At 58.2% G+C, this 23,412-nt stretch carries 18 protein-coding genes and 1 pseudogene; 6 read left to right on the forward strand and 13 right to left on the reverse strand.

The genetic code is table 11. From position 1 onward, the window contains the following. Window positions 1–55: 55 nt before the first annotated feature. From treC to treR, 3 genes are all read right to left on the reverse strand, one after another. Window positions 56–1,711 carry an alpha,alpha-phosphotrehalase gene (gene treC, locus L379_RS20150; protein WP_032652331.1) on the reverse strand — a complete coding sequence of 552 codons (1,656 nt, stop codon included), beginning with the start codon at window positions 1,709–1,711 and terminating at the stop codon, window positions 56–58. Window positions 1,712–1,762: 51 nt separating this feature from the next. Continuing rightward, complete coding sequence (gene treB, locus L379_RS20145; RefSeq protein WP_032655510.1) at window positions 1,763–3,181, reverse strand: PTS trehalose transporter subunit IIBC; 1,419 nt, start codon at window positions 3,179–3,181, stop codon at window positions 1,763–1,765. A gap of 127 nt (window positions 3,182–3,308) precedes the next feature. Further along, complete coding sequence (treR, locus tag L379_RS20140) at window positions 3,309–4,256, reverse strand: trehalose operon repressor TreR (protein WP_017383908.1); 948 nt, start codon at window positions 4,254–4,256, stop codon at window positions 3,309–3,311. 386 nt (window positions 4,257–4,642) lie between these two features. On the opposite strand from treR, the gene mgtA reads away from it, so the two are divergent. Together mgtA and L379_RS20130 are read left to right on the forward strand one after the other, a co-directional pair. Further along, window positions 4,643–7,351, forward strand: coding sequence for a magnesium-translocating P-type ATPase (gene mgtA, locus L379_RS20135; protein WP_032655514.1), 2,709 nt, complete (start codon window positions 4,643–4,645; stop codon window positions 7,349–7,351). Window positions 7,352–7,553: 202 nt separating this feature from the next. Next, complete coding sequence (locus tag L379_RS20130) at window positions 7,554–9,938, forward strand: beta-N-acetylhexosaminidase (RefSeq protein WP_032652332.1); 2,385 nt, start codon at window positions 7,554–7,556, stop codon at window positions 9,936–9,938. 85 nt (window positions 9,939–10,023) lie between these two features. Here the strand turns inward: L379_RS20130 and gbpA are convergent, their stop codons facing one another. The 5 genes from gbpA to L379_RS24780 form a co-directional block, all read right to left on the reverse strand. Further along, on the reverse strand, window positions 10,024–11,472 hold the full coding sequence (gbpA, locus tag L379_RS20125; RefSeq protein WP_032652333.1) for an N-acetylglucosamine-binding protein GbpA: 1,449 nt from the start codon (window positions 11,470–11,472) through the stop codon (window positions 10,024–10,026). Between the two features lie 136 nt (window positions 11,473–11,608). Next, the gene (gene ridA / locus L379_RS20120) at window positions 11,609–11,995 is read right to left on the reverse strand and encodes a 2-iminobutanoate/2-iminopropanoate deaminase (protein ID WP_003863373.1); all 387 of its coding nucleotides are present in this window, start codon (window positions 11,993–11,995) and stop codon (window positions 11,609–11,611) included. A 73-nt stretch (window positions 11,996–12,068) separates the two neighbouring features. Next, window positions 12,069–12,530, reverse strand: coding sequence for an aspartate carbamoyltransferase regulatory subunit (gene pyrI, locus L379_RS20115; RefSeq protein WP_003863370.1), 462 nt, complete (start codon window positions 12,528–12,530; stop codon window positions 12,069–12,071). A gap of 12 nt (window positions 12,531–12,542) precedes the next feature. Beyond that, complete coding sequence (pyrB, locus tag L379_RS20110) at window positions 12,543–13,475, reverse strand: aspartate carbamoyltransferase (protein WP_003863368.1); 933 nt, start codon at window positions 13,473–13,475, stop codon at window positions 12,543–12,545. A 34-nt stretch (window positions 13,476–13,509) separates the two neighbouring features. Next, window positions 13,510–13,614, reverse strand: coding sequence for a pyrBI operon leader peptide (locus L379_RS24780; RefSeq protein WP_071524139.1), 105 nt, complete (start codon window positions 13,612–13,614; stop codon window positions 13,510–13,512). Between L379_RS24780 and L379_RS25760 the strand changes: the two are divergent. After that, a pseudogene (locus L379_RS25760) lies at window positions 13,594–13,711 on the forward strand (hypothetical protein). The gene L379_RS24780 and the pseudogene L379_RS25760 sit on opposite strands and share 21 nt — an antisense overlap. Window positions 13,712–13,714: 3 nt before the next feature. Here the strand turns inward: L379_RS25760 and L379_RS20105 are convergent. The 5 genes from L379_RS20105 to arcA form a co-directional block, all read right to left on the reverse strand. After that, window positions 13,715–14,194: an arginine repressor gene (locus tag L379_RS20105; protein WP_003863366.1), complete on the reverse strand. Its 480-nt coding sequence runs from the start codon at window positions 14,192–14,194 to the stop codon at window positions 13,715–13,717. 80 nt (window positions 14,195–14,274) lie between these two features. Next, window positions 14,275–15,678: a YfcC family protein gene (locus tag L379_RS20100; RefSeq protein WP_032652340.1), complete on the reverse strand. Its 1,404-nt coding sequence runs from the start codon at window positions 15,676–15,678 to the stop codon at window positions 14,275–14,277. Window positions 15,679–15,724: 46 nt separating this feature from the next. Continuing rightward, entirely contained in the window at window positions 15,725–16,729 is a 1,005-nt protein-coding gene (gene argF, locus L379_RS20095; protein ID WP_003863360.1) for an ornithine carbamoyltransferase, read from the reverse strand. A gap of 119 nt (window positions 16,730–16,848) precedes the next feature. Next, complete coding sequence (arcC, locus tag L379_RS20090) at window positions 16,849–17,760, reverse strand: carbamate kinase (protein ID WP_017383904.1); 912 nt, start codon at window positions 17,758–17,760, stop codon at window positions 16,849–16,851. Window positions 17,761–17,770: 10 nt separating this feature from the next. Continuing rightward, entirely contained in the window at window positions 17,771–18,991 is a 1,221-nt protein-coding gene (arcA, locus tag L379_RS20085) for an arginine deiminase (protein ID WP_017383903.1), read from the reverse strand. A 675-nt stretch (window positions 18,992–19,666) separates the two neighbouring features. On the opposite strand from arcA, the gene L379_RS20080 reads away from it, so the two are divergent. From L379_RS20080 to yagF, 3 genes are all read left to right on the forward strand, one after another. Next, window positions 19,667–20,119, forward strand: a complete 453-nt coding sequence (locus L379_RS20080; RefSeq protein WP_015572526.1) for a YhcH/YjgK/YiaL family protein — start codon at window positions 19,667–19,669, stop codon at window positions 20,117–20,119. 205 nt (window positions 20,120–20,324) lie between these two features. After that, entirely contained in the window at window positions 20,325–21,233 is a 909-nt protein-coding gene (gene yagE / locus L379_RS20075; RefSeq protein ID WP_032103156.1) for a 2-keto-3-deoxygluconate aldolase, read from the forward strand. A 14-nt stretch (window positions 21,234–21,247) separates the two neighbouring features. Then, window positions 21,248–23,215, forward strand: coding sequence for a xylonate dehydratase YagF (gene yagF / locus L379_RS20070; protein ID WP_032652343.1), 1,968 nt, complete (start codon window positions 21,248–21,250; stop codon window positions 23,213–23,215). Window positions 23,216–23,412: the final 197 nt, after the last annotated feature.

A 23,412-nucleotide genomic window follows, 5' to 3' on the forward strand; every position in this document is an offset into this window, starting at 1 on the left:
TTAGCGTATCGCTAAACATAAAAAAAGAGATACAGCATGCTGTATCTCCTGAGGTTTATTCCTGCACCCACCAGATAGCTTCAAACGGGCGCAATAGCAACGTATCGGGTCGGAAGGGAACCTCGTCATAGTTGCTGAGTGCCACCCGCCATGCTCCCTCTACGGGGACGGGCTGCCACTGCTGGCGCGCGTGGCTCAGGTTCGCCACCGCCATCAGCGTTTGTCCCTGCCACTGGCGGCGGTAGCACCACAGGGAAGGGTGATCCGGAAGCAAATCTTCATAGTCTCCCCACGTCAGTACCGACAAGGTTTTGCGCAGGCGAATCAGCGACTGATAGGTGTAAAACACCGAATCGGGGTCGTCCAGCGCCGCGCGGGCGTTCACGGTTTCGTAGTTGTCGCAGACGCCAATCCACGGCTCGGCCTCGGTAAAGCCCGCATTATGCGAGGCGTCCCACTGCATCGGCGTGCGGCCATTATCGCGTGACTTACTCGCCAGAATCGCCAGTAGTTCATCCGTATCGCGACCGTTAGCCCGCTGTTCGGCGAACATGTTCAGGCTTTCCACGTCGCGGTAGTCGGTGATACGGCTGAAATGCGGGTTGGTCATACCCAGTTCTTCACCCTGGTAGATATACGGCGTGCCCTGCATCCCGTGCAGCACCATGCCGAGCATTTTCGCCGCCGCCACGCGGTGTTCCCCTTCGTCACCAAAGCGCGACACGATGCGCGGCTGGTCATGGTTACACCAGAACAGCGCGTTCCAGGCTTTGTTGTGCATCCCCTGCTGCCAGTGGCGGAAAAGGGTTTTTAGCGCCACGAAGTCCGGCTTCGCCTTCGTCCATTTTTCGCCGCCGGGGTAGTCTACCTTGAGGTGGTGGAAGTTAAAGGTCATCGACAGCTCGCGGCCGTCAAGAGACGCGTACTGTTGGCAGTTCTCCAGCGAGGTGGAGGACATCTCGCCCACCGTCATCAGATTACGCGGCGTAAAGACGTCGCGGCTCATCTCCTGGAGATATTCGTGGATGCGCGGCCCGTCAGTGTAGAAGCGGCGACCGTCGCCGAGGGTATCGTCCGGGAAATCCTGATCTTTTGAAATCAGGTTAATCACGTCCAGACGCAAGCCGTCCACGCCGCGATCGGCCCAGAACTCGCACACTTTTTTCAGCTCGGCGCGCACCGCCGGGTTTTCCCAGTTGAGATCCGCCTGCTCCGGTGCGAACAGGTGCAGATAATACTGCTCGCTTTCGGCGTGCCAGCGCCAAGCGTTGCCGCCAAATTTGGAGCGCCAGTTGTTGGGAAGCGTATCCGGCGTACCGTCGCGCCAGATATAGAACTGGCGGTACGGACTCGCTTTATCCAGCGACTCACGGAACCAGGCGTGCTGCGTGGACGTGTGGTTAAAGACCATATCCAGCACGATGCGGATGCCGCGTTCATGCGCCCGGGCAACCAGCTCGTCAAAGTCGTCCAGCGTGCCGTAGGTCGGATCGATGGCAGTGTAGTTCGCCACGTCGTAACCGTTATCCACCTGCGGGGAGATATAAAACGGCGTCAGCCAGATGGCGTCAATGCCGAGGGTTTTCAGGTAGTCCAGGCGCTGCGTCACGCCGCGCAGATCGCCCGTGCCGCTGCCGGTGGTGTCCTGGAAACTCTTTGGGTAAATCTGATAGATGACGCCGTTCTGCCACCAGTGAGGAAGGGTATTCATAGTACGTTCCTGCAAATGCGAAGGGGCGCAACTGCGCCCCGAAAGAGAGAATTAAACAATCTGCAACGTGCCCTGACGGAACTTACGCTGGTAAACCACAGTAGTCAGCGCCATTGGGATGATAATCGCCACCGCCATCGCCAGCGCAAATACCTGCCAGAACGCGGGCTGAATGGAGAGGATACCCGGCAGGCCGCCGACGCCAATCCCGTTCGCCATCACGCTGTTCAGGCCGCACAGCAAGCCCGCCAGACCGGAGCCGATCATCGCGCAGAGCATCGGGAAGCGGTATTTCAGATTGATACCGTACATCGCCGGTTCAGTGACGCCGAGGTAAGCGGAGATGGCAGCCGGAACGGAGATCTCTCGCTCGTTGTGCTTACGGCTGACGATGATGATGCCGGTTACCGCCGAGGCCTGCGCAATGTTAGACAGGGCGATGATCGGCCAGACAGGCGTACCGCCGAGGCTCTGGATCATCTGCATATCAATCGCCAGCGTGGTCTGGTGCACGCCGGTGATCACCAGCGGAGCGTAGAGGAAGCCAAACAGCGCGGCACCGATTGGCGCGAAGCTGCCGGTCATCAGGTGACGGACCGCGAAGGCCACGCCGTCGCCGATCATGCGGCCAAACGGACCGATAAAGGCGTGCGCCAGGAACACTGCCAGGATCAGCGAGCAGACCGGGACCACCACCAGATAGAGGTAATCCGGCACGATGCGCCTCAGGCGCGTCTCAATAAAGCCCAGCGCCAGGCCCGCCAGCAATGCCGGGATCACCTGCGCCTGATAGCCCACTTTGGCGATGGTAAACAGGCCAAAGTTCCACACCTCTGGCGTTTGCTGACCAAGTAAGTAAGCGTTCATTAACTGCGGAGAGACCAGCGTCACGCCGAGCACGATACCGAGAATTGGCGTTCCGCCCATTTTGCGCACCGCGGACCAGCAGATCCCGACCGGCAGATAGAAGAAGATCGCTTCGCCAATCAGCCACAGGAAGTCATAGATGCTTTGCAGCGCCGGGTACATCTGCGCCAGGGTTTTGCCGTCGCTCATTGGCACATCGCCGATGACGTTACGGAAGCCCAGAATTAAGCCCCCGCTGATCAGCGCTGGCAGCAGCGGGAAGAAGATCTCCGCAAAATGGGAAATCAGCTGCTCATGCCATTTCATATTCTGGCGCGCGGCCTTCTTCGCCTGCTCTTTATCGGCGGAAGAGTGCCCGGTAGTCGCCAGCAGAGCCTGATAGTAATCGCCCACTTCGGTACCAATCACCACCTGAAACTGCCCGGCGTTGGTGAAGCAGCCTTTAACCATAGAAAGCTCTTCAATGGCCTTCGGGTTGGCTTTGGCCGGATCGTTAAGCACGAAGCGCAGGCGGGTAATGCAATGGCTGACGGTGGCGATGTTATCGCGTCCGCCGACCAGGACGATCAGCTGATCGATATCTGTTTGTTTGACTTTACTCATCATGAAACCTCATGACAGATGGTGATAGGGGTTATGACCTGTGCGCAAGCCTACTCCTTCAACGTGACGGCGAAAATGGGAACGTTCCCGAAATCGGGCGAAGATCACAATAATCTATTCAAAAGAATTATGAGAGATGGGCTGGGATAACGATCTGACGGGGCTCGGTTCGCCCGGTAATCTGCTCGATCAGCTGCGCGGCAGCCTGCCGGCCAGACTCGGCGTAACCCGGATCAACGCTGATAATCTCCGGGTGTAAGAACTTCATCAGCGGCGTGCTTCCCACGCTCGCTAATTGCAGTTCCCCGATGCGCTGCTCCTGCAAATATTTGCTCGCACCCAATGCAAGGGTATCCGTGGCGCATACCAGGGCGGTGGTTTGTGACGTCAGCACGCTGGCGACCTGTTCATATCCCTGTTTCATACCCAGACCAGGCAGCGCGGCCACGGCGGGGAGATTGTGTTTTTTACAAAACGCCAGGTACGCTTCGTGGCGACGCTTGCCGGTGGTGATGTCAGCATGCGGCACGCCGAGATAGCTAATATGCCGATGGCCCTGTTCATACAGGCGCTGCATCAGGATCACGATCGCCCCTTCGTCATCGTAACAGACAGAGGCAAACCCGCTGGCGTCGCGCGCCAGCAGCACCAGTGACGGCTGCCAGGGTTTAAGCACGTCCTCTTTTAGGCCGGTAAATCCGAACAGCACCACCCCATCAATATTACGGCGCTGAAGCATGCCGAGATGCTCCTCCACCATTTGCGCGGAGAACTTGCTCTCCATCATGATCGGATCGTAGCCCTGCTCGTAGAACGCGGGCAGCATCGTCTGTACGGCGAGGTTTTCGGAGAGGGAATCCAGACGCGAGACAATAATGGCGACCACTTTATCGCTCTGCCCGCGCATGGCGCGCGCGGAGCGGGAAGGGGAAAAACCGTGCTGATTCATCACCGCCTCGACGCGCTCGCGTGTGCGCTCGCTGACACCGCTTTCGTTGTTCAGCACGCGTGAGACAGTCGATTTCCCCACGCCGCTTAAACGCGCGATATCTTTAATCGTAAGGCGGTTCTGCATGCTGTATTCCCTGTAACATCGATAAAATAATCAATTGAGCCTAATGCTATCCTGCGAATTCGCTATGGGCAAAGTCTGGTTTACGTTTGGTTTATTTGCAGGGCGTTATAATACCGCCCGATTAGTCACAAACGGTATGGATAAATCACTATACTGCGTGCCGATACCCAACTTTTTACTTACCGGAGGCCACATGGATCCCGATCCCACACCTCTCCTGACCAGGAGAAAACCTTCTTTCCGGTAAGCCAGCCTTTTGCTGTCTCACCGGCGTGAGGCAGCAACGTTCATACGTTCCTGCTTGATAAATTAAGTGCCTGACAGGTACGGCTTTGCCACGCCTGCGGGAAAACTGCGTCCGCCTTTGCGGATGCGGGGGAATGACTATGCTGAAGAATATCACCCGGCAGCTGCAAGCGCTGCTGAGCCGTCACCTGCCACATCGCCTGATTGCGCGCGATCCGCTGCCAAATGCCAACACCATGGCGGGAGCGGCAATCCCCGCTTCCCTGACCGAGCGCTGCCTGAACGTGGCGGCGATGGATGAAAACGAAGTCTGGCGCGCCTTTGGCGGCCACCCGGAAGGGCTGAACGCGCAAGAAGTGTCAAAAATCCGCGCGGAACATGGCGATAACCAGATCCCGGCGCAGAAACCCTCTCCCTGGTGGGTCCACCTGTGGCTCTGCTACCGCAATCCGTTCAACCTGCTGTTGACGGTGCTCGGGATTATCTCTTACGCCACTGAAGATCTGTTTGCCGCAGGCGTGATTGCCCTGATGGTGGGGATCTCCACGCTGCTGAACTTTATTCAGGAAGCGCGCTCCACCAAAGCGGCGGACGCCCTGAAAGCGATGGTCAGCAACACCGCCACCGTGTCGCGCGTGATTAACGACCTCGGCGAGAACGCCTGGATTGAGCTTCCCATTGACCAGCTGGTGCCGGGCGATCTGGTGAAGCTGGCGGCGGGGGACATGATCCCGGCGGATTTACGCGTCATCCAGGCGCGGGATCTGTTCGTCGCGCAGGCGTCACTCACCGGTGAGTCCCTGCCCGTAGAGAAGGTAGCGCGGACCCGCGATCCGCAGCAGATGAACCCGCTGGAGTGCGACACCCTGTGCTTTATGGGCACCACGGTGGTCAGCGGCACCGCGCAGGCGATTGTCACCGCCACCGGCGGCAATACCTGGTTTGGACAGCTTGCCGGACGCGTCAGCGAGCAGGAGAGCGAGCCGAATGCGTTCCAGAAAGGCATTGGCCGCGTCAGCATGCTGCTGATCCGCTTTATGATGGTCATGACGCCGATTGTCCTGCTGATCAACGGCTACACCAAAGGCGACTGGTGGGAAGCGGCGCTGTTCGCGCTCTCCGTGGCCGTTGGCTTAACGCCGGAAATGCTGCCGATGATTGTCACGTCCACGCTGGCGCGCGGGGCGGTCAAACTCTCTAAACAAAAGGTGATCGTTAAACACCTCGACGCCATCCAGAACTTTGGCGCGATGGACATCCTTTGCACCGATAAAACCGGCACCCTGACGCAGGACAAAATCGTGCTGGAGAACCACACCGACATCGCCGGAAAAACCAGCGAGCGCGTGCTCCACAGCGCCTGGCTGAACAGCCACTATCAGACCGGGCTGAAAAACCTGCTCGACGTGGCGGTGCTGGAAGGGGTGGACGAGGAGTCTGCCCGCACGCTCTCCGGTCGCTGGCAGAAGGTGGATGAAATCCCGTTCGACTTCGAGCGCCGCCGCATGTCGGTGGTGGTCAGCGAGCAGGCGGACGTACATCAGCTGATCTGCAAAGGGGCATTGCAGGAGATCCTGAATGTTTCCACGCAGGTGCGCCATAACGGCGAGATCGTGCCGTTGGATGAGACCATGCTGCGCCGTATCAAACGCGTCACCGATAACCTGAACCGTCAGGGGCTGCGCGTGGTGGCAGTAGCCAGCAAGTTCCTGCCTGCGCGGGAAGGTGACTACCAGCGTATCGATGAATCCGATTTGATCCTCGAAGGTTACATCGCATTCCTCGATCCGCCGAAAGAGACCACCGCGCCGGCGCTAAAAGCGCTGAAAGCGAGCGGTATCACCGTCAAAATCCTCACCGGCGACAGCGAGCTGGTGGCGGCCAAAGTGTGCCACGAAGTCGGCCTGGACGCGGGCGACGTCGTCGTGGGGAGCGACATTGAGCACCTGTCCGACGATGAGCTGGCCGAGCTTGCCCAACGCACCACGCTGTTTGCCCGCCTGACGCCGATGCATAAAGAGCGCATCGTCACTCTGCTGCGTCGCGAAGGGCACGTAGTGGGCTTTATGGGCGACGGCATCAACGATGCGCCAGCCCTGCGTGCGGCGGATATCGGTATCTCCGTGGACGGCGCGGTGGATATTGCCCGCGAAGCGGCGGATATCATTCTGCTGGAAAAGAGCCTGATGGTGCTGGAAGAGGGCGTCATCGAAGGGCGTCGCACCTTCGCCAATATGCTCAAATACATCAAAATGACCGCCAGCTCCAACTTCGGCAACGTCTTCAGCGTGCTGGTGGCGAGCGCGTTTCTGCCGTTTCTGCCGATGCTGCCGCTGCACCTGCTGATCCAGAACCTGATGTACGATGTCTCTCAGGTGGCGATCCCGTTTGATAACGTGGACGACGAGCAGATCCAGAAGCCGCAGCGCTGGAACCCCGCCGATCTGGGGCGCTTTATGCTGTTCTTTGGGCCGATCAGCTCAATCTTCGACATTCTGACCTTCTGCCTGATGTGGTTTGTGTTCCATGCGAATACGCCAGAACACCAGACGCTGTTCCAGTCCGGCTGGTTCGTGGTGGGACTGTTGTCTCAGACGCTGATTGTGCACATGATCCGCACCCGCCGCATTCCGTTCATCCAGAGCCGTGCCGCGTGGCCGCTGATTGTGATGACGGGGATTGTGATGGCGCTCGGGATCGCGCTGCCGTTCTCGCCGCTGGCAAGCTACCTGCAACTTCAGGCGCTGCCGCTGAGCTACTTCCCATGGCTGGTGGCGATCCTCGCGGGCTACATGGTGCTGACGCAGATGGTGAAAGGGTTCTATAGTCGTCGGTATGGGTGGCAGTAAATTATGTTTGCCGGGTGGCGGCTTCGCCTTACCCGGCCTACTCCCGAAACGTAGGCCCGGTAAGCGCAGCGCCACCGGGCAATAGCTTTCCTCCCAAATTCAACAACCTGTGATCTCCGTCGGCGCATTCGCTTGACGACAATTTGAGCGCATGTTAACAGAATGTTTTGCCTGTATTTGGCCCGTCAGATAAGGAACATTCATGTTACGGTACAGCCTCTTAACCGCCGGGCTCATGCTCGGCGCCTCCGCCTTTGCCGCCCCGGCAGGTGACCTTCCCTTAATGCCCTGGCCTGCGAAGGTTGAACGCCCGACCACTCAGGGCGCGCTGGTGCTTAACAATCAACTCTCTGTGAGCGTCAGCGGCGACGATCTGGGGGATGCGGTCAACCGCCTGCGCCAGCGCATTGCGCTGCAAACCGGCTGGACGCTACAGCCGCAGGCCGAAAAACCTGACAAGCCGACCATCCGCATCGCCATCGCCAAAAAGGTGAAGCCGCAGCCGCTGCCGGACAGCGATGAGAGCTATAAACTCACGGTGGACGCCAACGGCGTAAATATCTCTGCCAACACCCGCTTTGGCGCGCTGCGCGCCATGGAAACCTTGCTTCAGCTGATGCAGAACGGCGCCGAAAACACCTCGATCCCGTGGGTGACCATTGAAGATTCGCCGCGCTTCCCGTGGCGCGGGCTGCTGCTCGATTCGGCGCGCCACTTCCTCCCGATTCCGGATATTAAACGCCAGATCGACGGCATGGCCGCGGCAAAGCTCAACGTCCTGCACTGGCATTTGACGGACGATCAGGGCTGGCGCTTTACCTCGAAGCGTTATCCAAAATTAACCCAGCTTGCCAGCGATGGGCTGTTCTACACCCCGGAGCAGATGCGCGAGATTGTGCGTTACGCTGCCGAGCGCGGCATACGCGTGGTGCCGGAAATTGATATGCCGGGCCACGCCTCGGCGATTGCCGTCGCCTACCCGGAGCTGATGAGCGCGCCGGGGCCTTACGCCATGGAGCGCCACTGGGGCGTGCTGAAGCCGGTGCTGGATCCAACCAAAGAGGCAACTTATACCTTTGCCGACGCGATGGTCAGCGAACTGGCGGCGATCTTCCCGGATCCGTATCTGCATATTGGCGGCGATGAGGTTGACGACAGCCAGTGGAAAGCGAACGCTGCGATCCAGACGTTTATGCGCGACAACAAACTGGCGGACAGCCACGCGTTGCAGGCGTATTTCAACCGCAAGCTGGAGACGATCCTTGAGAAGCACCACCGGCAGATGGTTGGCTGGGATGAGATCTACCATCCCGATCTGCCGAAAAGCATTCTGATCCAGTCCTGGCAGGGACAGGACGCGCTGGGGCAGGTGGCGCAGAACGGTTATAAGGGCATTCTCTCAACCGGTTTCTACCTCGATCAGCCGCAATCCACCGCCTACCACTACCGCAATGAAATTGTGCCGCAGGGGCTGAACGGCGTGGATGTGATAGCGGACACCGACAGCGTCCAGAGCTGGGCTTTCTCCATGCCGCGTCTGAAAGGCAAGCCGGTGGAAGGCAGCTTTACGCTGGTGAAAGGCGATGCCGGGTGGCGTGGATTTATTGATTTTGCCGGGAAATCGCGTCGGGCGGTGGATAACATTCAGTGGCGGGACGACAACCAGGTAACGTTTACCGTTGATACCTGGATGGGTGAAACGCGTCCGGTCGTTTCTGTTGAGAACGATAAGCTCAGCGGCTATTTCCTGGTGGGTAACGCCCGCTACCCGATCGACGGCACGCGTCTGGACGCGGTGCCAAAAGGCATACCGCCGGTGGTGCCGGACCCGGCGAACGAGGCTAATCTGCTCGGCGGTGAAGCCGCGCTGTGGGCGGAAAACGTGGTCGCGCCGGTGCTGGATATCCGTCTGTGGCCGCGCGCCTTTGCGGTGGCGGAGCGGCTATGGTCGGCAAAGGACGTCAACGACATCGACAACATGTATACCCGGCTCCAGGCGATGGACAGTTGGTCCACGGTGTCGGCTGGACTACAGCAGCATATCCAGCAGCAGGTGCAGTTCACGCGCCTCGCCAACAATGCGGATACCCTTCCGCTGCAAATTCTCGCCCAGGCGCTTGAACCGGCGCAGTATTACACCCGCCAGCATCTTAAGTTCCAGGCCGGAAACTATCATCAGTTTGAGCCGCTCAACCGGCTCGCTGACGCGCTAAACGCGGAAAGTGCGACCGTGCGTCAGATGAATAAATGGGCGGACCGTCTGGTGAGCGACGCGGAAGACACGGAAAGCGCCGACGCGCTGCGCCACGTCTTTAACCGCTGGCAGAACAACACCAGCGATGCGCTGGCCTTGAGTGAAAACAGCTATCAGCTGAAGGCCATTAAGCCGGTGATCCAGGAGGTGGATAAACTGGCCTCGATTGGCCTGAGGCTGACGGATCTGGTGGCGCGTCAGGGCACGCTGGACGACAACGAGATCGCGTCGATCCAGAGCGAACTGGATAACGCGGCGACGATCCAGGACGAGGTGGTGATTGCGGCGGTATATCCGCTGGAGACGCTGCTTAGGGCGACGCGGAATCAGTAACAAATGCGCCCGGTGGCGCTACGCTTACCGGGCCTACGTGACGTGTAGGCCCGGCAAACGAAGTGCCGCCGGGCGTGAAGGCAACTCAGTTCTTCAGCACCCACGCCTCTCTCCAGTGCGCGCCCACGCCTGGCTCAAACTGGGTCGCGTATTTGCTCCACTGCACGCAGTAGCCGCTATACGGGAACGGTTTACACTCGTAGGTCTTACCGTTTTTAGGCTGTAACACCACGGTGCCCGCTTTGTAGGAGGCAATGCTGTCCGGGAAGATAAAGTCATGCGGGCCGCTGCTGTCCGCCGCGTCGCTTTCCAGCATCAGGTTTAGCACGTCCTGCGCGAACAGGGTGCCGTCTTTGTTGGTGGCGTAGTATTTCAGCATATGGTGGCCCGCCGTGACGTCAATCAGCGTCATGGTCACGTTTTGATTGACGTTATTCATATCCTGCTTCAGGTAACCTTTTTCGGCACCGTGGTGGTTCATCACGTGCGCTTCAAAATTAACGTCACCCTGCGTGTTCACATGGAAGGTCACAATCACATTGCCATGTTCGATTTTGCTGTATTGCAGATCGGAAACGGCGATGGTCTCGCTCACCTGCGCTTTTTGCTCTTCATAAGAGATGGCAACGGATTTCAGCGTGCTGCCGTCTTTCACGAATACGCTGTTGGCGCCGTGAACCGGACTAATTTCACCGGCTTCATCTTTCACACCGACGCGGACATCGCTATGAGCGGTGTTGATCTTCTGCGCCAGATCGTAGGACCACTGGTTAGCGTCGCCTTGTTCTGAAGAGCCGATGGTCATTTCAGTACGCAGGGCGGCAACTTCCCCGTTGGCGTCGAAGAAGCGTGCAATCACTTTATCGCCCACGTTCAGGTTATTCCCGGCAATCTGTCCGCTCAGGGTTTTACTCCACTGGGATATTACCGCTGGGGTATCGTCCGGCGTGACGTTGCCGCCGTTACCGAAATCAACGTCAATGGCCTGATAGAAACTGTTTGCGGTATCCGCAATTTCCCACACGCCATAAATAACCTGGTAGCCCGTACGTTCCGGGACATTACAGGTCATGGATTTTGTCATGGACGGTGCCTGACCATTCCCGTTAATAGTACAGAACGGCGTTAATTCGAACTGGTCACGGGTCAGCGGTTTATTGGGGTCCCAGTTTTGTTTGGTGATGTAATAACGCCAGTTGGCGGTTTTATGCGGCGCGGTATGGTGCCAGACAAATTCATGCGGGCCTGCCGTCATGGGGCTTTTGGTCCAGGCGTTCAGGCTCTGCTTATCAAGCTGGGAGTAGCTGGCAATACCGGCGCTGGCAAGCTGGCCGTCAGGCGGCATTGCGCCCGTCGGGAAGCCGGAGGTCTTTTCTACACTCTGCGGTTCATATTGTACAGAGCCACAGTCAATATTCTGGCCGAGCTTACACATATAAGCGCGGCTGGCGGGGGATTCTATATATCCGTGTGCAAGTGCGGAAGACGCAACCGCTAATGTGGCAACGGCCAGCGCGATCTTAGAGAGTTTCATTCTTCATCCATTAATTAGAATATAACAAGGCAGCGTCAGTCTATTAATGGAGTGGGGATGCGTCATTGCCTGGAGAGAGTAAAAATGGTCGCAATAAAAAAGGCAGCCTGAGCTGCCTTCTCTTTATTGAAATAAATTAGCGACGTACGGCAATCGCTTCGATTTCAATTTTTACGTCTTTTGGCAGACGCGCCACTTCCACACAGGAGCGCGCCGGGAAGGTGGCGTTGTGCTCGGTGAAGAACGCTTCATAAGTGGCGTTAACGGTGGCGAAATCGTTCAGATCTTTCACGAACACGGTGGTTTTGACGATATCGCCCACTTTCAGGCCGGCAGATTCGACGATCGCCTGCACGTTTTCCAGCGACTGACGCGCCTGCGCCGCTACGTCGGCTGGCACTTCACCGGTTTTTGGGTTCACCGGGATCTGACCAGAAGTGATGATCATGCTGCCCAGATCAACGCCCTGAACGTATGGGCCGATAGCCGCTGGTGCATTTTCCGTCGCGAGTACTTTGCTCATTTTTTCTCCAGAATTACAGCGTTAAGAATGTTCCCGGCCATTATAACAGCCGGGATTTCATTACCAACCTCAATTAGTTGGCCAGCACCACATAATGAGAAAACTCTTTTTCGCAGTATTTGCATTTGAGTGCAATGTCATTGGCGCGTTTTTTCACTGCGAAACTGGAGGAAACCGGCTCAGCATGACTGATGCAGTTGCTGTTCGGGCAGACCAGCACGCTTTCGATGCGATCCGGCAGGCTTGGGCGGGATTTGCCCACCACGTCGTAATCGTCGATGCGGTTAACCGTGGCGTCCGGCGCGTACAGAGACAGCTGGTTGACCTGCTCGTCGGTCAGGAAAGTGTTCTCGATCTTGATCAGGTCTTTACGGCCCATTTCGCCCGACGGCAGGTTCAGGCCGATGGTGATGCGCTGGTCGGTTTCAGTCAGTTTGAACAGCGTCAGCAGCTTAAAGCCCACCTGCGCAGGGATGTGGTCAATCACGGTGCCACGCTTGATGGCTTCAACCTGGAGTTTGTTATCGTGTGTCATGGTCGTCTCCCCTTACAGAGCTAATTCGCGATTCAGAACCAGTGCCAGTAACGCCTGGCGGGCGAAGATGCCGTTTCCGGCCTGCTGGAAGTACCAGGCGTGCGGCGTTTTATCCACGTCTGTGGTGATCTCATCGATGCGCGGCAGCGGATGCAGCACCTTCATGTTGTCGCGCGCGCCCTCGAGGTCGCTGGCGCGCAGGACGAACTGCGCCTTCACGTTGGCGTACTCGGATGGGTCAAGACGCTCTTTCTGCACGCGGGTCATGTAGAGAATATCCACGTTGCCCATCACCTCTTCGATGCTGGCGTGCAGGCTCCACGCGATGCCTTTTTCGTCCAGCATATCGAGAATGTACTGCGGCATCGCCAGCGCGTCCGGCGCGATGAAGAAGAAGCGGTTGCCGTTAAATTTTGCCAGCGCCTGGGTCAGGGAGTGGACGGTGCGGCCATATTTCAGGTCGCCGACCATGGCGATGTTCAGGTTCTCAAGCGTGCCCTGCGTCTCCTGAATGGTGAACAGATCCAGCAGGGTCTGCGTCGGGTGCTGGTTGGCACCGTCACCGGCGTTCAGCACCGGAATGCCGCCGGAAAACTCGGTCGCCAGACGCGCCGCGCCCTCCTGCGGGTGGCGCATCACAATCGCGTCCACGTAGGTGCTGATGACTGAAATGGTATCCGCCAGGGTCTCGCCTTTTTTGCCCAGCGACGTGTTGCTGCTGTCCGAGAAGCCCACCACGCTCGCGCCCAGGCGGTGCATGGAGGTTTCGAAGGAGAGGCGGGTGCGGGTGGAGGCCTCGAAGAAGCAGCTCGCAATCACCTTGTGCTTCAGCAGCTCCGGTTGCGGATTGGCCTTCAGTTTTGCCGCGGTTTCCAGAACCAGTTCCAGCTCTTCGCGGCTGAGGTCGTTTATGGAAATGATGTGTTTTTGATAAAGCGGATTCATGTTTATCTCCTGACGCCGGGCAAAAAAAAGCCCCTCAAATGAGGGGCTCTGGGAATAGGTTTAGCAACGGGAAGAAAAACGGCAGGCCAGCGTCTGATTTCAGACGCGGTAAGACGATATGTCGTACACGCTTGACCATGCTTCCTCCCGGCAAATTGTCGGGCATTATACGCAGCTCGCTTTTGGGATCAAGCGATTTAATGCACGCTTTACTCAATGCAAACGGTTCTTTATGAATATTAATGCGTTCTGAGTAAATAATTAATTTGCTTATGCACCAGTGCAGTGCGCTTCACCACGCGGGGCGCGACCCAGACAATACTGCTTCCGGCCACCACGCCTAAAATTTCCGGTAACTGGTGATAATCCAGAATACGCGCCACCGCGCGGCCATATCCGGCGACGGTATGGATAAGGATAAATTCGCTGTTGTGCTCCACGCTCACCACCATTTCAGAGACGGTACGCGCCGCGTCGGGGGCCGGGCGCAGCTGGGGATTCAGCGAATAAATCTTTAGCCCTTTGGCATTGCGAATTTTTATGACACCGAGCAACTTGAGCAGACGTGAAACGGTGGACTGGCTGATGGTCTCAAAACCCCGCTCCTGTAAGTCGCGGCGGATCTCCTCCTGGGAGAGATAGCTCTTTTCCGCGATCAGACGCTGGCAGACCGTTAGCTGTAGTTGCTCTTTGGGAGAGTACTCTTCGTAATCCATCATAGTTCCCATATCAGTTCCCGAAATAACCGGTGGCACCGCACCGATCCGTAGGCCGGATAAGCGCAGCGCCATCCGGCAAATTACAACAGGGCGCCCAGGCTTAACGCCACCATAATCACCACCGTTAAAATCCCCAGCAGCGGCGCGACCCATTTCAGATAGCGCATGTAGGGCACGCGGGCGATAGCCAGCCCGCCCATCACGACGGCAGAGGTGGGAGTGATCAGGTTAACGATGCCGGACGCCGACTGGTAAGCCGTAACCACCAGGTCGCGGTTGACGTTAGCGAAATCGGCAAGGGGCGCCATGATCGGCATCGTCAGAACGGCCAGGCCGGACGAAGAAGGCACAAGAAACGACAGCACCACTTCCAGCCAGTACATCACGTTGATGAACGCCACCGTCGACAATCCGGTGACCATTCCCTCGGCGCTGTGCAAAATGGTGTGGGTAATCATGCCCTTATCCATGATCACTACGATACCGCGCGCGATGCCGATAATCAGCGCGACGCCCAGCAAATCTCGCGCGCCGTTGATAAAGGTTGAGGTCAGCTCCTCTTCGCTCATGCGGGCGATCAGCCCGACGATAATCGCGCTGGCGAGGAACACCGCCGAGATCTCCGCCATCCACCAGCCCAGCACCGCCACGCCGTAGATCATCACCGCGAAGGCGAAGGCGAAGATCACCAGGATGAGTTTGCGCACCGGGGTAAACTCCAGCGACTGCTCGCCCTTGTTGCCGAGGAAGTGGGCGAGATTCTCTTCCTGCTTATCCGCCACGATCGACAGCGACGGATCCTTGCGCACCTTGCGGGCATAGCGCATTACCCACGCCACGCAGATGATCCAGCCGATCACCAGCAGCGCGATGCGCAACATGATGCCGTTGGTGAAGGGGATCCCGGCGGCGTTGGCGGCGATCACCGTGGCGAACGGGTTGATGGTGGAGCCGAGGGTGCCGATCCCCGCGCCGAGCAGCACGGTGGACGCAGCAACCACCGGATCGAACCGCGCCGCCAGCATCACCGGCACCAGTAAGGTATAGAAGGGCAGCGACTCTTCTGCCATGCCGTAAATCGTGCCGCCTGCGGCAAACAGCGCCATCAGGATCGGGATCATCCACTCTTCGCGGCCGCGTAGTCGGGTGGTGACGCGCTCGATCCCGGCGTCTATCGCCCCGGTTTTAGTGACGATCCCGAGGAATCCCCCGATGATCAGAATAAACAGCGCCACGTCGATGGCCCCGGCCTGGCCGGACTCCGGATCGTACAGCCCGGCAATCGGCGCCATCAGCACCGAAACCAGCCCCTGCGGGTGCGCTGCCACGTGCGCGTAGGTGCCAGCAACCGGCACTTCTTTACCGAGCGCCTCGTTCATTGCCATATGGTACTGCCCGGCCGGAACAATCCACGTCAGCACGGCAACCACGGCAATCAGAAAAAAGAGAATGGTGTAAGCGGAGGGAAACTTGAACTTGCCCATGATGTTCTCCTGAACCCGGCGCACCCCGCGGCGCGCCGGGCGGTGATTAGTCGCCGAGTGTCGCCACCATGACCGCTTTAATGGTGTGCATGCGGTTCTCTGCTTCGTCGAAGACGATGGAGTTCGGTGATTCGAAGACCTCTTCCGTCACTTCCAGTCCCTTCAGGCCGTACGCCATTTCGATTTCGCGGCCCACTTTGGTGTGCTCGTTGTGGAACGCTGGCAGGCAGTGCATGAACTTGACGTTCGGGTTACCGGTGGCCTTCATCACGTCCGCGTTAATCTGATATGGCTTCATCAGGCTGACGCGCTCGGCCCAGGCCTCCTTCGGCTCACCCATGGAAACCCACACGTCGGTGTAGAGGAAATCGGTGCCCTGCACGCCTTCCTCCACGTCGTCGGTGAGGGTGATGCGCGCGCCGGTCTCTTTGGCGATGGCGCGGCACTGCTCAACCAGGCCCGCCTCCGGCCAGAAGGATTTCGGCGCCACAAGGCGGATATCCATCCCCATTTTGGCCGCGCCGACCATTAGCGAATTACCCATGTTGTTCCGCGCGTCGCCGAGATAAGCAAAGCTCAGCTCCGGCAGGGTTTTGCCCGGAGAGTGCTCCAGCATGGTCATCAGATCGGCGAGAATTTGGGTGGGGTGGAACTCGTCGGTCAGGCCGTTCCACACCGGCACGCCCGCGTACTCGCCCAGCTCTTCAACGATGGCCTGGCCGTAGCCGCGATACTCGATGCCGTCATACATGCGGCCCAGCACGCGCGCGGTGTCCTTCATCGACTCTTTGTGGCCGATCTGCGATCCGCTTGGGCCGAGGTAGGTGACCTGCGCGCCCTGGTCGAACGCACCCACTTCGAAGGCGCAGCGGGTGCGGGTGGAGGTTTTTTCAAAGATCAGGGCGATGTTTTTCCCGACCAGGGTTTGTTTTTCGCGTCCGGCTTTTTTGGCGGCCTTCAGCTCGATGGCGAGATCGATCAGGTACTGGATCTCCGCCGGGGTGTAGTCCAGCAGTTTCAGGAAGTTGCGGTTTTTCAGGTTAATGGTCATGGGGAAATCCTTTTTAAAATTTAGCTGTCTGATGCCCTCACCCCGGCCCTCTCCCGCAGGGAGAGGGGGCGTACATTCCCTCTCCCTTTGGGAGAGGGTTAGGGTGAGGGGAAAACGACTCAGTTACGAATCAATGTGCCTTTCTCGCCCGCCAGGATCTCCGCGCCGTCATTCAGCGCGCCGATCCCGGCAATGCCGTTGCAGGCCTCAACAAACTCGCGGCAGGCGGCCACTTTCGGCCCCATCGATCCGGCGTCGAACTGCATGCCTCTGAGCAGCTCCGGCGTCACCTGCGCCAGCGGACGCTGGGTTGGCTTGCCCCAGTCGAGGTACACCGCGTCGGCATCGGTGAGGATCAGCAGGGCATCGGCCTCGATCTGGCGCGCCAGCAGGGCGGCGGAGAGGTCTTTGTCGATCACCGCCTCAATGCCGCGATAGCCGTTGGCGTTTTCCACTACCGGCACGCCACCGCCGCCGTTGCAGATCACCAGGTGGTCGCGCTGAATCAGCGCCGTGATGGCGTCACTCTCGACGATGCGCTTCGGCTGCGGCGACGGCACCACGCGGCGGAAGTAGCTGCCGTCGGCCTTAAACACCCAGCCTTTTTCCGCGGCCAGCGCTTTGGCCTGGGCTTCGCTGTAGACCGGGCCGATGTACTTGGTCGGGTTGCTGAACGCCGGGTCGGCGGCGTCCACTTCCACCTGCGTGAGCAGGACGCTGACCTCGCGCTGGGGCAGATTGTTTTTCAGCGCCTGCTGGAGCATGTAGCCGATCATTCCCTGGCTTTCGGCGCCAAGAACGTCCAGCGGGTAGGGAGTGACTTTGTCGTAGGCGCTGTTTTGCAGCGCCAGCAGTCCGACCTGCGGGCCGTTGCCGTGCACCAGCACCACGCGCCACTGCTCCGTTAAGCCGGCGATGGTGCGGGCGGCCTGCTCGATGTTCTGGCGCTGGATCTCCGCTTCCAGCGGCTCGCCGCGCTTGAGCAGCGCGTTGCCGCCAAGGGCCACAACCAGAGTGGGTTTTCGTTCCATGATGGCTCCTTTAAATTCCGTCGCGTTCCAGTGGGCAGCTCATGCAGCGCGCGCCGCCGCGACCGCGTCCCAGCTCGTCGCCCGGGATCGGCAGCACGGTGATGCCTGCTTTGTCGTACTTCTCGTTGGTCCAGACGTTGCGCTCGTAGCCGATCACCACGCCCGGGCGGAGGGTCAGGACGTTGTTAGCGTCGTTCCACTGCTCGCGTTCGGCTTCAAAGGCGTCGCCGCCGGTGGTGATCAGGCGGACGTGGTTAATGCCGAGGGCTTTCTCGATGGCGTGCAGCAGGTCGGTTTCCTGGGTGCGCAGCAGGCCGCCGCGTCCGTCCGGGGTGAGCGTCCAGCACTGGGCGTCCTTGCGCACCACTTCCGGGTAAACGGAGAAGGTGTCCACGTCGATGTGGGTCATCACGGTGTCGAGGTGCATGCAGGAGCGGTGTTTCGGCAGTTCAACAGCAATCACGCGCTCGGCCTGGCGATGTTTAAACAGGCTGTTGGCGAGGAACTCCACGCCCTGCGGCGTCGTGCGCTCGGACATGCCGATCAGTACCGCCCCGCGACCAATCACTAATACGTCGCCGCCTTCTAAGGTGGCGTGGTCGTAATTGATATTCTCGTCGCCGAAATACTTAATAAACTCGCCGTCGGCAAATGCGGGGTGCCAGCGATATATTGCCCGCAGGTTATTGGTTTCACGCTGGCGGGCGGGTTTCGCCATCGGATTAATGGAGACGCCGTTATAAATCCAGCAGGAGGTATCGCGGGTAAATAAGTGGTTAGGCAGCGGCTTCATAATAAAATCATTCGCCGTGTGGGTATCGACCACCATATTTTTAATGGCCGCCGGAATTTCACCGTAGGTTAATCCGCCGCTTAATCTGCGCGCCAGTTCGCGGTGCGGCATATCCGCCAGCCAGCCGCGCACGTCGGCGGCAAAGGTTGGCCCCAGGCGATAGTCGGAGATTTGTGTTTCAAGAAGCCAGGCTTTTGCTTCAGCAATATCAAGCGTTTGCGTAAGAAGGTCGGTCAACAGCAGGACTTCCACACCCTGCTCGCGCAGCGTGTTTGCGAAGATGTCATGCTCTTCACCCGCCCGTTCAACCGAGAGCACGTCATCAAATAGCAGCTCCTGACAGTTTGAGGGGGTTAACCGTTTCAGACTTAAATTAGGACGGTGCAGCATAACGCTACGCAATTGACCAATTTCAGAACCGACGTAATGCTTTTCCATAATTATTCCTTTAACTTTTTTTCAGAATAAAAAGGGCATGCGCCATGTGATGTGTTTAATTTCATGGCGGCTAAGCTCAATTGATTTCGTGATTTATAGTAGGCGCTTAAATAATGGTTATTGTGACATTGCTCACGCGAAAACCGATATTGAGCAGTTTATTTTCAATTGCATGATTCGTATCAGATAATGATTAATTTCATATTATTAAGGGATGAATAGCTAAGCAGGAACGGGTGGCAATATTTGAAGTTGTTATTATTTTGTAGAATCACACGCTTTGAAATATTTAGTTATATTCTTGATTTTAATGGATAAAATGTTGTCACGGGAATAGCTATGCAATAATGACAGTTAACTATTTTTCACTTAAGAGAAATCAATAAATAATTATGGATTTTTAAAGGAAATAACCAAAGTGATAAAGTGTGATACACCAACAGGTTTTATGAGTTATGTTTTAAATTCAGTGAGTTAGATCCTATGTGCAAAGTGCATGAAATGAGGTTATGCATAACCACTGCATAAATGCCTGTGTGCAATTAACAGTGGATTAACACATTTCCCGATAAACATGCGCTGACGCAAATCTTGTCAAAAAAGGGCTGGTATGGAAGAGGCAATTCTCGTATAAAACATAAAAATGAAACAATGTTTTAATCTGAGGGTTGTATCATGATTATTGGCAATATTCATCATCTCCAGTCCTGGTTGCCAGAAGAGCTGCGCCAGGCCATTGAGCACGTTAAGGCCCACGTCACCGACGCAACGCCGACCGGTAAGCACGACATCAATGGCAACAGCCTGTTTTATCTGGTTTCGGAGGACATGACCCAGCCGTTCGCCGAGCGTCGCGCTGAATACCATGCACGCTATCTGGATATTCAGATTGTGCTAAAAGGTCAGGAAGGGATGACCTTCAGTACCCTGCCGCACGGTACGCCGGACACCGACTGGCTGGCGGACAAAGACATCGCGTTCCTGCCGGAAGGCGAGCAGGAGAAAACCGTGGTGCTGAGCGAAGGGGATTTTGTAGTGTTCTGGCCGGGCGAAGTGCATAAGCCGCTGTGCGCGGCGGGAGCGCCGGCGCAGGTGCGTAAGGTTGTGGTGAAGATGCTGGTAGAGTAACCCCTCACCCCGGCCCTCTCCCCTTGGGAGAGGGTTAGGGTGAGGGCACCAGACCGCACCCACGCATAATGTGATCCAGCTTAAACTTCCCGCACTCCCTCCTCATCTCCCATTTACCTGCGCTTTTTCTGCGTCATAGTATGATCGTTAAATTAATGAACGCTGTTCTATAATGTAGAACAAAATGATTCAGCAAGGAGATCTCATGCCGCAGTCCGCGTTGTTCACGGGTATCATTCCCCCTGTCTCCACCATTTTTACCGCCGATGGCCAGCTCGATAAACCGGGTACCGCCGCGCTGATCGACGATCTGATTGCTGCGGGCGTCGACGGCCTGTTCTTCCTGGGCAGCGGCGGCGAGTTCTCCCAGCTCAGCGCCGAAGAGCGTAAAACCATTGCTCGGTTTGCGATCGATCATGTCGATCGTCGCGTGCCGGTTCTGATCGGCACCGGCGGCACCAACGCCCGGGAAACCATTGAGCTGAGCCAGCACGCGCAGCAGGCGGGCGCGGACGGCATCGTGGTGATCAACCCTTACTACTGGAAAGTGTCGGAAGCGAACCTGATCCGCTATTTCGAGCAGGTGGCCGACAGCGTCACGCTGCCGGTGATGCTCTATAACTTCCCGGCGCTGACCGGGCAGGATCTGACCCCGGCGCTGGTGAAAACCCTGGCCGACTCGCGCAGTAACATCGTCGGCATCAAAGACACCATCGATTCCGTCGCCCACCTGCGCAGCATGATCCACACCGTTAAAGGCGCCCATCCTCATTTCACGGTGCTGTGCGGCTACGACGATCATCTGTTTAATACCTTGCTGCTCGGCGGTGACGGGGCGATCTCGGCCAGCGGCAACTTTGCCCCACAGGTGTCGGTAAATCTTCTGAAAGCCTGGCGGGATAAAGACGTGGCGAAAGCGGCTGAGTATCATCAGACCCTGCTGCAAATCCCGCAGATGTATCAGCTGGATACGCCGTTTGTGAACGTCATTAAAGAGGCGATCGTGCTCTGCGGCCGCCCGATTTCTACGCACGTCCTGCCGCCAGCCTCGCCGCTGGACGAGCCGCGTAAGGCGCAGCTGAAAACCCTGTTACAACAGCTCAAGCTCTGCTGAGCCGGACGATAACGATGACCATTGAGAAAATTTTCACCCCACAGGACGATGCGTTTTATGCGGTGATCACCCACGCGGCGGGGCCGCAGGGCGCGCTGCCGCTGACTCCGCAGATGCTGATGGAATCCCCCAGCGGCAACCTGTTCGGTATGACGCAGAACGCCGGGATGGGCTGGGATGCCAACAAACTCACCGGCAAAGAGGTGCTGATCATCGGCACCCAGGGCGGCATCCGCGCCGGAGACGGGCGTCCGGTCGCGCTGGGCTACCACACCGGGCACTGGGAAATCGGCATGCAGATGCAGGCGGCGGCGAAGGAGATCACCCGCAACGGCGGGATCCCGTTCGCCGCTTTCGTCAGCGATCCGTGCGACGGTCGCTCGCAGGGCACGCACGGTATGTTCGACTCCCTGCCGTACCGCAACGACGCGGCGATCGTGTTTCGCCGTCTGATCCGCTCTCTCCCGACGCGGCGGGCGGTGATCGGCGTGGCAACCTGTGATAAAGGGCTGCCCGCCACCATGATTGCGCTGGCTTCCATGCACGATCTGCCGACCATTCTGGTGCCGGGCGGGGCGACGCTGCCGCCCACCGTAGGGGAAGACGCGGGCAAGGTACAGACCATCGGCGCGCGCTTCGCCAACCACGAACTCTCCTTGCAGGAGGCCGCCGAGCTGGGCTGTCGCGCCTGCGCCTCGCCGGGCGGCGGGTGTCAGTTCCTCGGCACGGCGGGCACCTCGCAGGTGGTCGCAGAAGCGCTGGGTCTGGCGTTGCCGCACTCCGCGCTGGCGCCGTCCGGACAGGCGGTGTGGCTGGAGATCGCCCGCCAGTCGGCGCGGGCGGTCAGCGAGCTGGATAACCGCGGCATCACCACGCGGGATATCCTGACTGACAAAGCCATCGAAAACGCGATGGTGATCCACGCGGCGTTCGGCGGCTCCACCAATTTACTGCTGCATATTCCGGCCATCGCTCACGCGGCGGGCTGCACGATCCCGGACGTTGAACACTGGACGCGCGTCAACCGCAGGGTGCCGCGCCTGGTAAGCGTGCTGCCCAACGGCCCGGACTATCACCCGACCGTGCGCGCCTTCCTCGCGGGCGGCGTGCCGGAGGTGATGCTCCACCTGCGCGATCTCGGCCTGCTGCATCTGGACGCCATGACCGTCACCGGCCAGACGGTAGGCGACAACCTCGACTGGTGGCAGACGTCCGAGCGCCGTAAGCGCTTCCGCCAGTGCCTGCGCGAGCAGGACGGCGTGGAGCCGGATGACGTGATCCTGCCGCCGGAGAAGGCAAAAGCGAAAGGGCTGACCTCGACGGTCTGCTTCCCGACGGGCAACATCGCGCCGGAAGGATCGGTGATCAAGGCCACGGCGATCGACCCGTCGGTGGTGGGTGAAGATGGCGTTTACCGCCACACCGGCCGGGTGCGGGTGTTTGTCTCGGAGGCGCAGGCGATTAAGGCCATCAAGCGGGAAGAGATTAAGCAGGGCGATATCATGGTGGTGATCGGCGGTGGACCGTCCGGCACTGGCATGGAAGAGACCTACCAGCTCACCTCCGCGCTCAAACACATCTCGTGGGGCAAGACGGTGTCGCTCATCACCGATGCGCGCTTCTCGGGCGTGTCGACGGGCGCCTGCTTCGGCCACGTATCGCCGGAGGCGCTGGCGGGAGGGCCGATTGGTAAGCTGCGCGATAACGACATCATTGAGATTGCCGTGGACCGCCTGACTCTGACCGGTAGCGTGAACTTCATCGGTACCGCGGACAACCCGCTGACGCCGGAAGAGGGCGCGCGCGAGCTGGCGCGGCGGCAGACGCACCCGGACCTGCACGCTCACGACTTTTTGCCTGACGATACCCGGCTGTGGGCGGCATTACAGTCCGTGAGCGGCGGCACCTGGAAAGGCTGTATTTATGACACCGATAAAATCATTGAGGTAATTAACGCCGGTAAAAAAGCGCTCGGCCTTTAATTATTTTTTTGAGAGAAATCCGTCTGCGGGAAATATTCTGCGGGCGGTTTTTGCTTGTCTTTAATTTGCTAATTTAAACAATGACTTATGATATATCGTTGGCGTCACAAAAGCGAAATAACGTAATTCAGAAATAAGATATGACCATTGCTGGTTAATTGAGCAGCTCATTACACTCCAGTAACACAATGTTGTAA

Origin of the sequence: Enterobacter sp. MGH 33 (assembly GCF_000534535.1) — a bacterium.
Lineage (GTDB): Bacteria > Pseudomonadota > Gammaproteobacteria > Enterobacterales > Enterobacteriaceae > Enterobacter > Enterobacter hormaechei_C.

What these genes read in the sequence shown, in the direction of transcription:
- treC (WP_032652331.1), bottom strand. Translation starts at nt 1,711, where the DNA reads ATGAATACCCTTCCTCACTGGTGGCAGAACGGCGTCATCTATCAGATT.
- treB (WP_032655510.1), bottom strand. Translation starts at nt 3,181, where the DNA reads ATGAGTAAAGTCAAACAAACAGATATCGATCAGCTGATCGTCCTGGTC.
- treR (WP_017383908.1), bottom strand. Translation starts at nt 4,256, where the DNA reads ATGCAGAACCGCCTTACGATTAAAGATATCGCGCGTTTAAGCGGCGTG.
- mgtA (WP_032655514.1), top strand. Translation starts at nt 4,643, where the DNA reads ATGCTGAAGAATATCACCCGGCAGCTGCAAGCGCTGCTGAGCCGTCAC.
- L379_RS20130 (WP_032652332.1), top strand. Translation starts at nt 7,554, where the DNA reads ATGTTACGGTACAGCCTCTTAACCGCCGGGCTCATGCTCGGCGCCTCC.
- gbpA (WP_032652333.1), bottom strand. Translation starts at nt 11,472, where the DNA reads ATGAAACTCTCTAAGATCGCGCTGGCCGTTGCCACATTAGCGGTTGCG.
- ridA (WP_003863373.1), bottom strand. Translation starts at nt 11,995, where the DNA reads ATGAGCAAAGTACTCGCGACGGAAAATGCACCAGCGGCTATCGGCCCA.
- pyrI (WP_003863370.1), bottom strand. Translation starts at nt 12,530, where the DNA reads ATGACACACGATAACAAACTCCAGGTTGAAGCCATCAAGCGTGGCACC.
- pyrB (WP_003863368.1), bottom strand. Translation starts at nt 13,475, where the DNA reads ATGAATCCGCTTTATCAAAAACACATCATTTCCATAAACGACCTCAGC.
- L379_RS24780 (WP_071524139.1), bottom strand. Translation starts at nt 13,614, where the DNA reads ATGGTCAAGCGTGTACGACATATCGTCTTACCGCGTCTGAAATCAGAC.
- L379_RS20105 (WP_003863366.1), bottom strand. Translation starts at nt 14,194, where the DNA reads ATGATGGATTACGAAGAGTACTCTCCCAAAGAGCAACTACAGCTAACG.
- L379_RS20100 (WP_032652340.1), bottom strand. Translation starts at nt 15,678, where the DNA reads ATGGGCAAGTTCAAGTTTCCCTCCGCTTACACCATTCTCTTTTTTCTG.
- argF (WP_003863360.1), bottom strand. Translation starts at nt 16,729, where the DNA reads ATGACCATTAACCTGAAAAACCGCAACTTCCTGAAACTGCTGGACTAC.
- arcC (WP_017383904.1), bottom strand. Translation starts at nt 17,760, where the DNA reads ATGGAACGAAAACCCACTCTGGTTGTGGCCCTTGGCGGCAACGCGCTG.
- arcA (WP_017383903.1), bottom strand. Translation starts at nt 18,991, where the DNA reads ATGGAAAAGCATTACGTCGGTTCTGAAATTGGTCAATTGCGTAGCGTT.
- L379_RS20080 (WP_015572526.1), top strand. Translation starts at nt 19,667, where the DNA reads ATGATTATTGGCAATATTCATCATCTCCAGTCCTGGTTGCCAGAAGAG.
- yagE (WP_032103156.1), top strand. Translation starts at nt 20,325, where the DNA reads ATGCCGCAGTCCGCGTTGTTCACGGGTATCATTCCCCCTGTCTCCACC.
- yagF (WP_032652343.1), top strand. Translation starts at nt 21,248, where the DNA reads ATGACCATTGAGAAAATTTTCACCCCACAGGACGATGCGTTTTATGCG.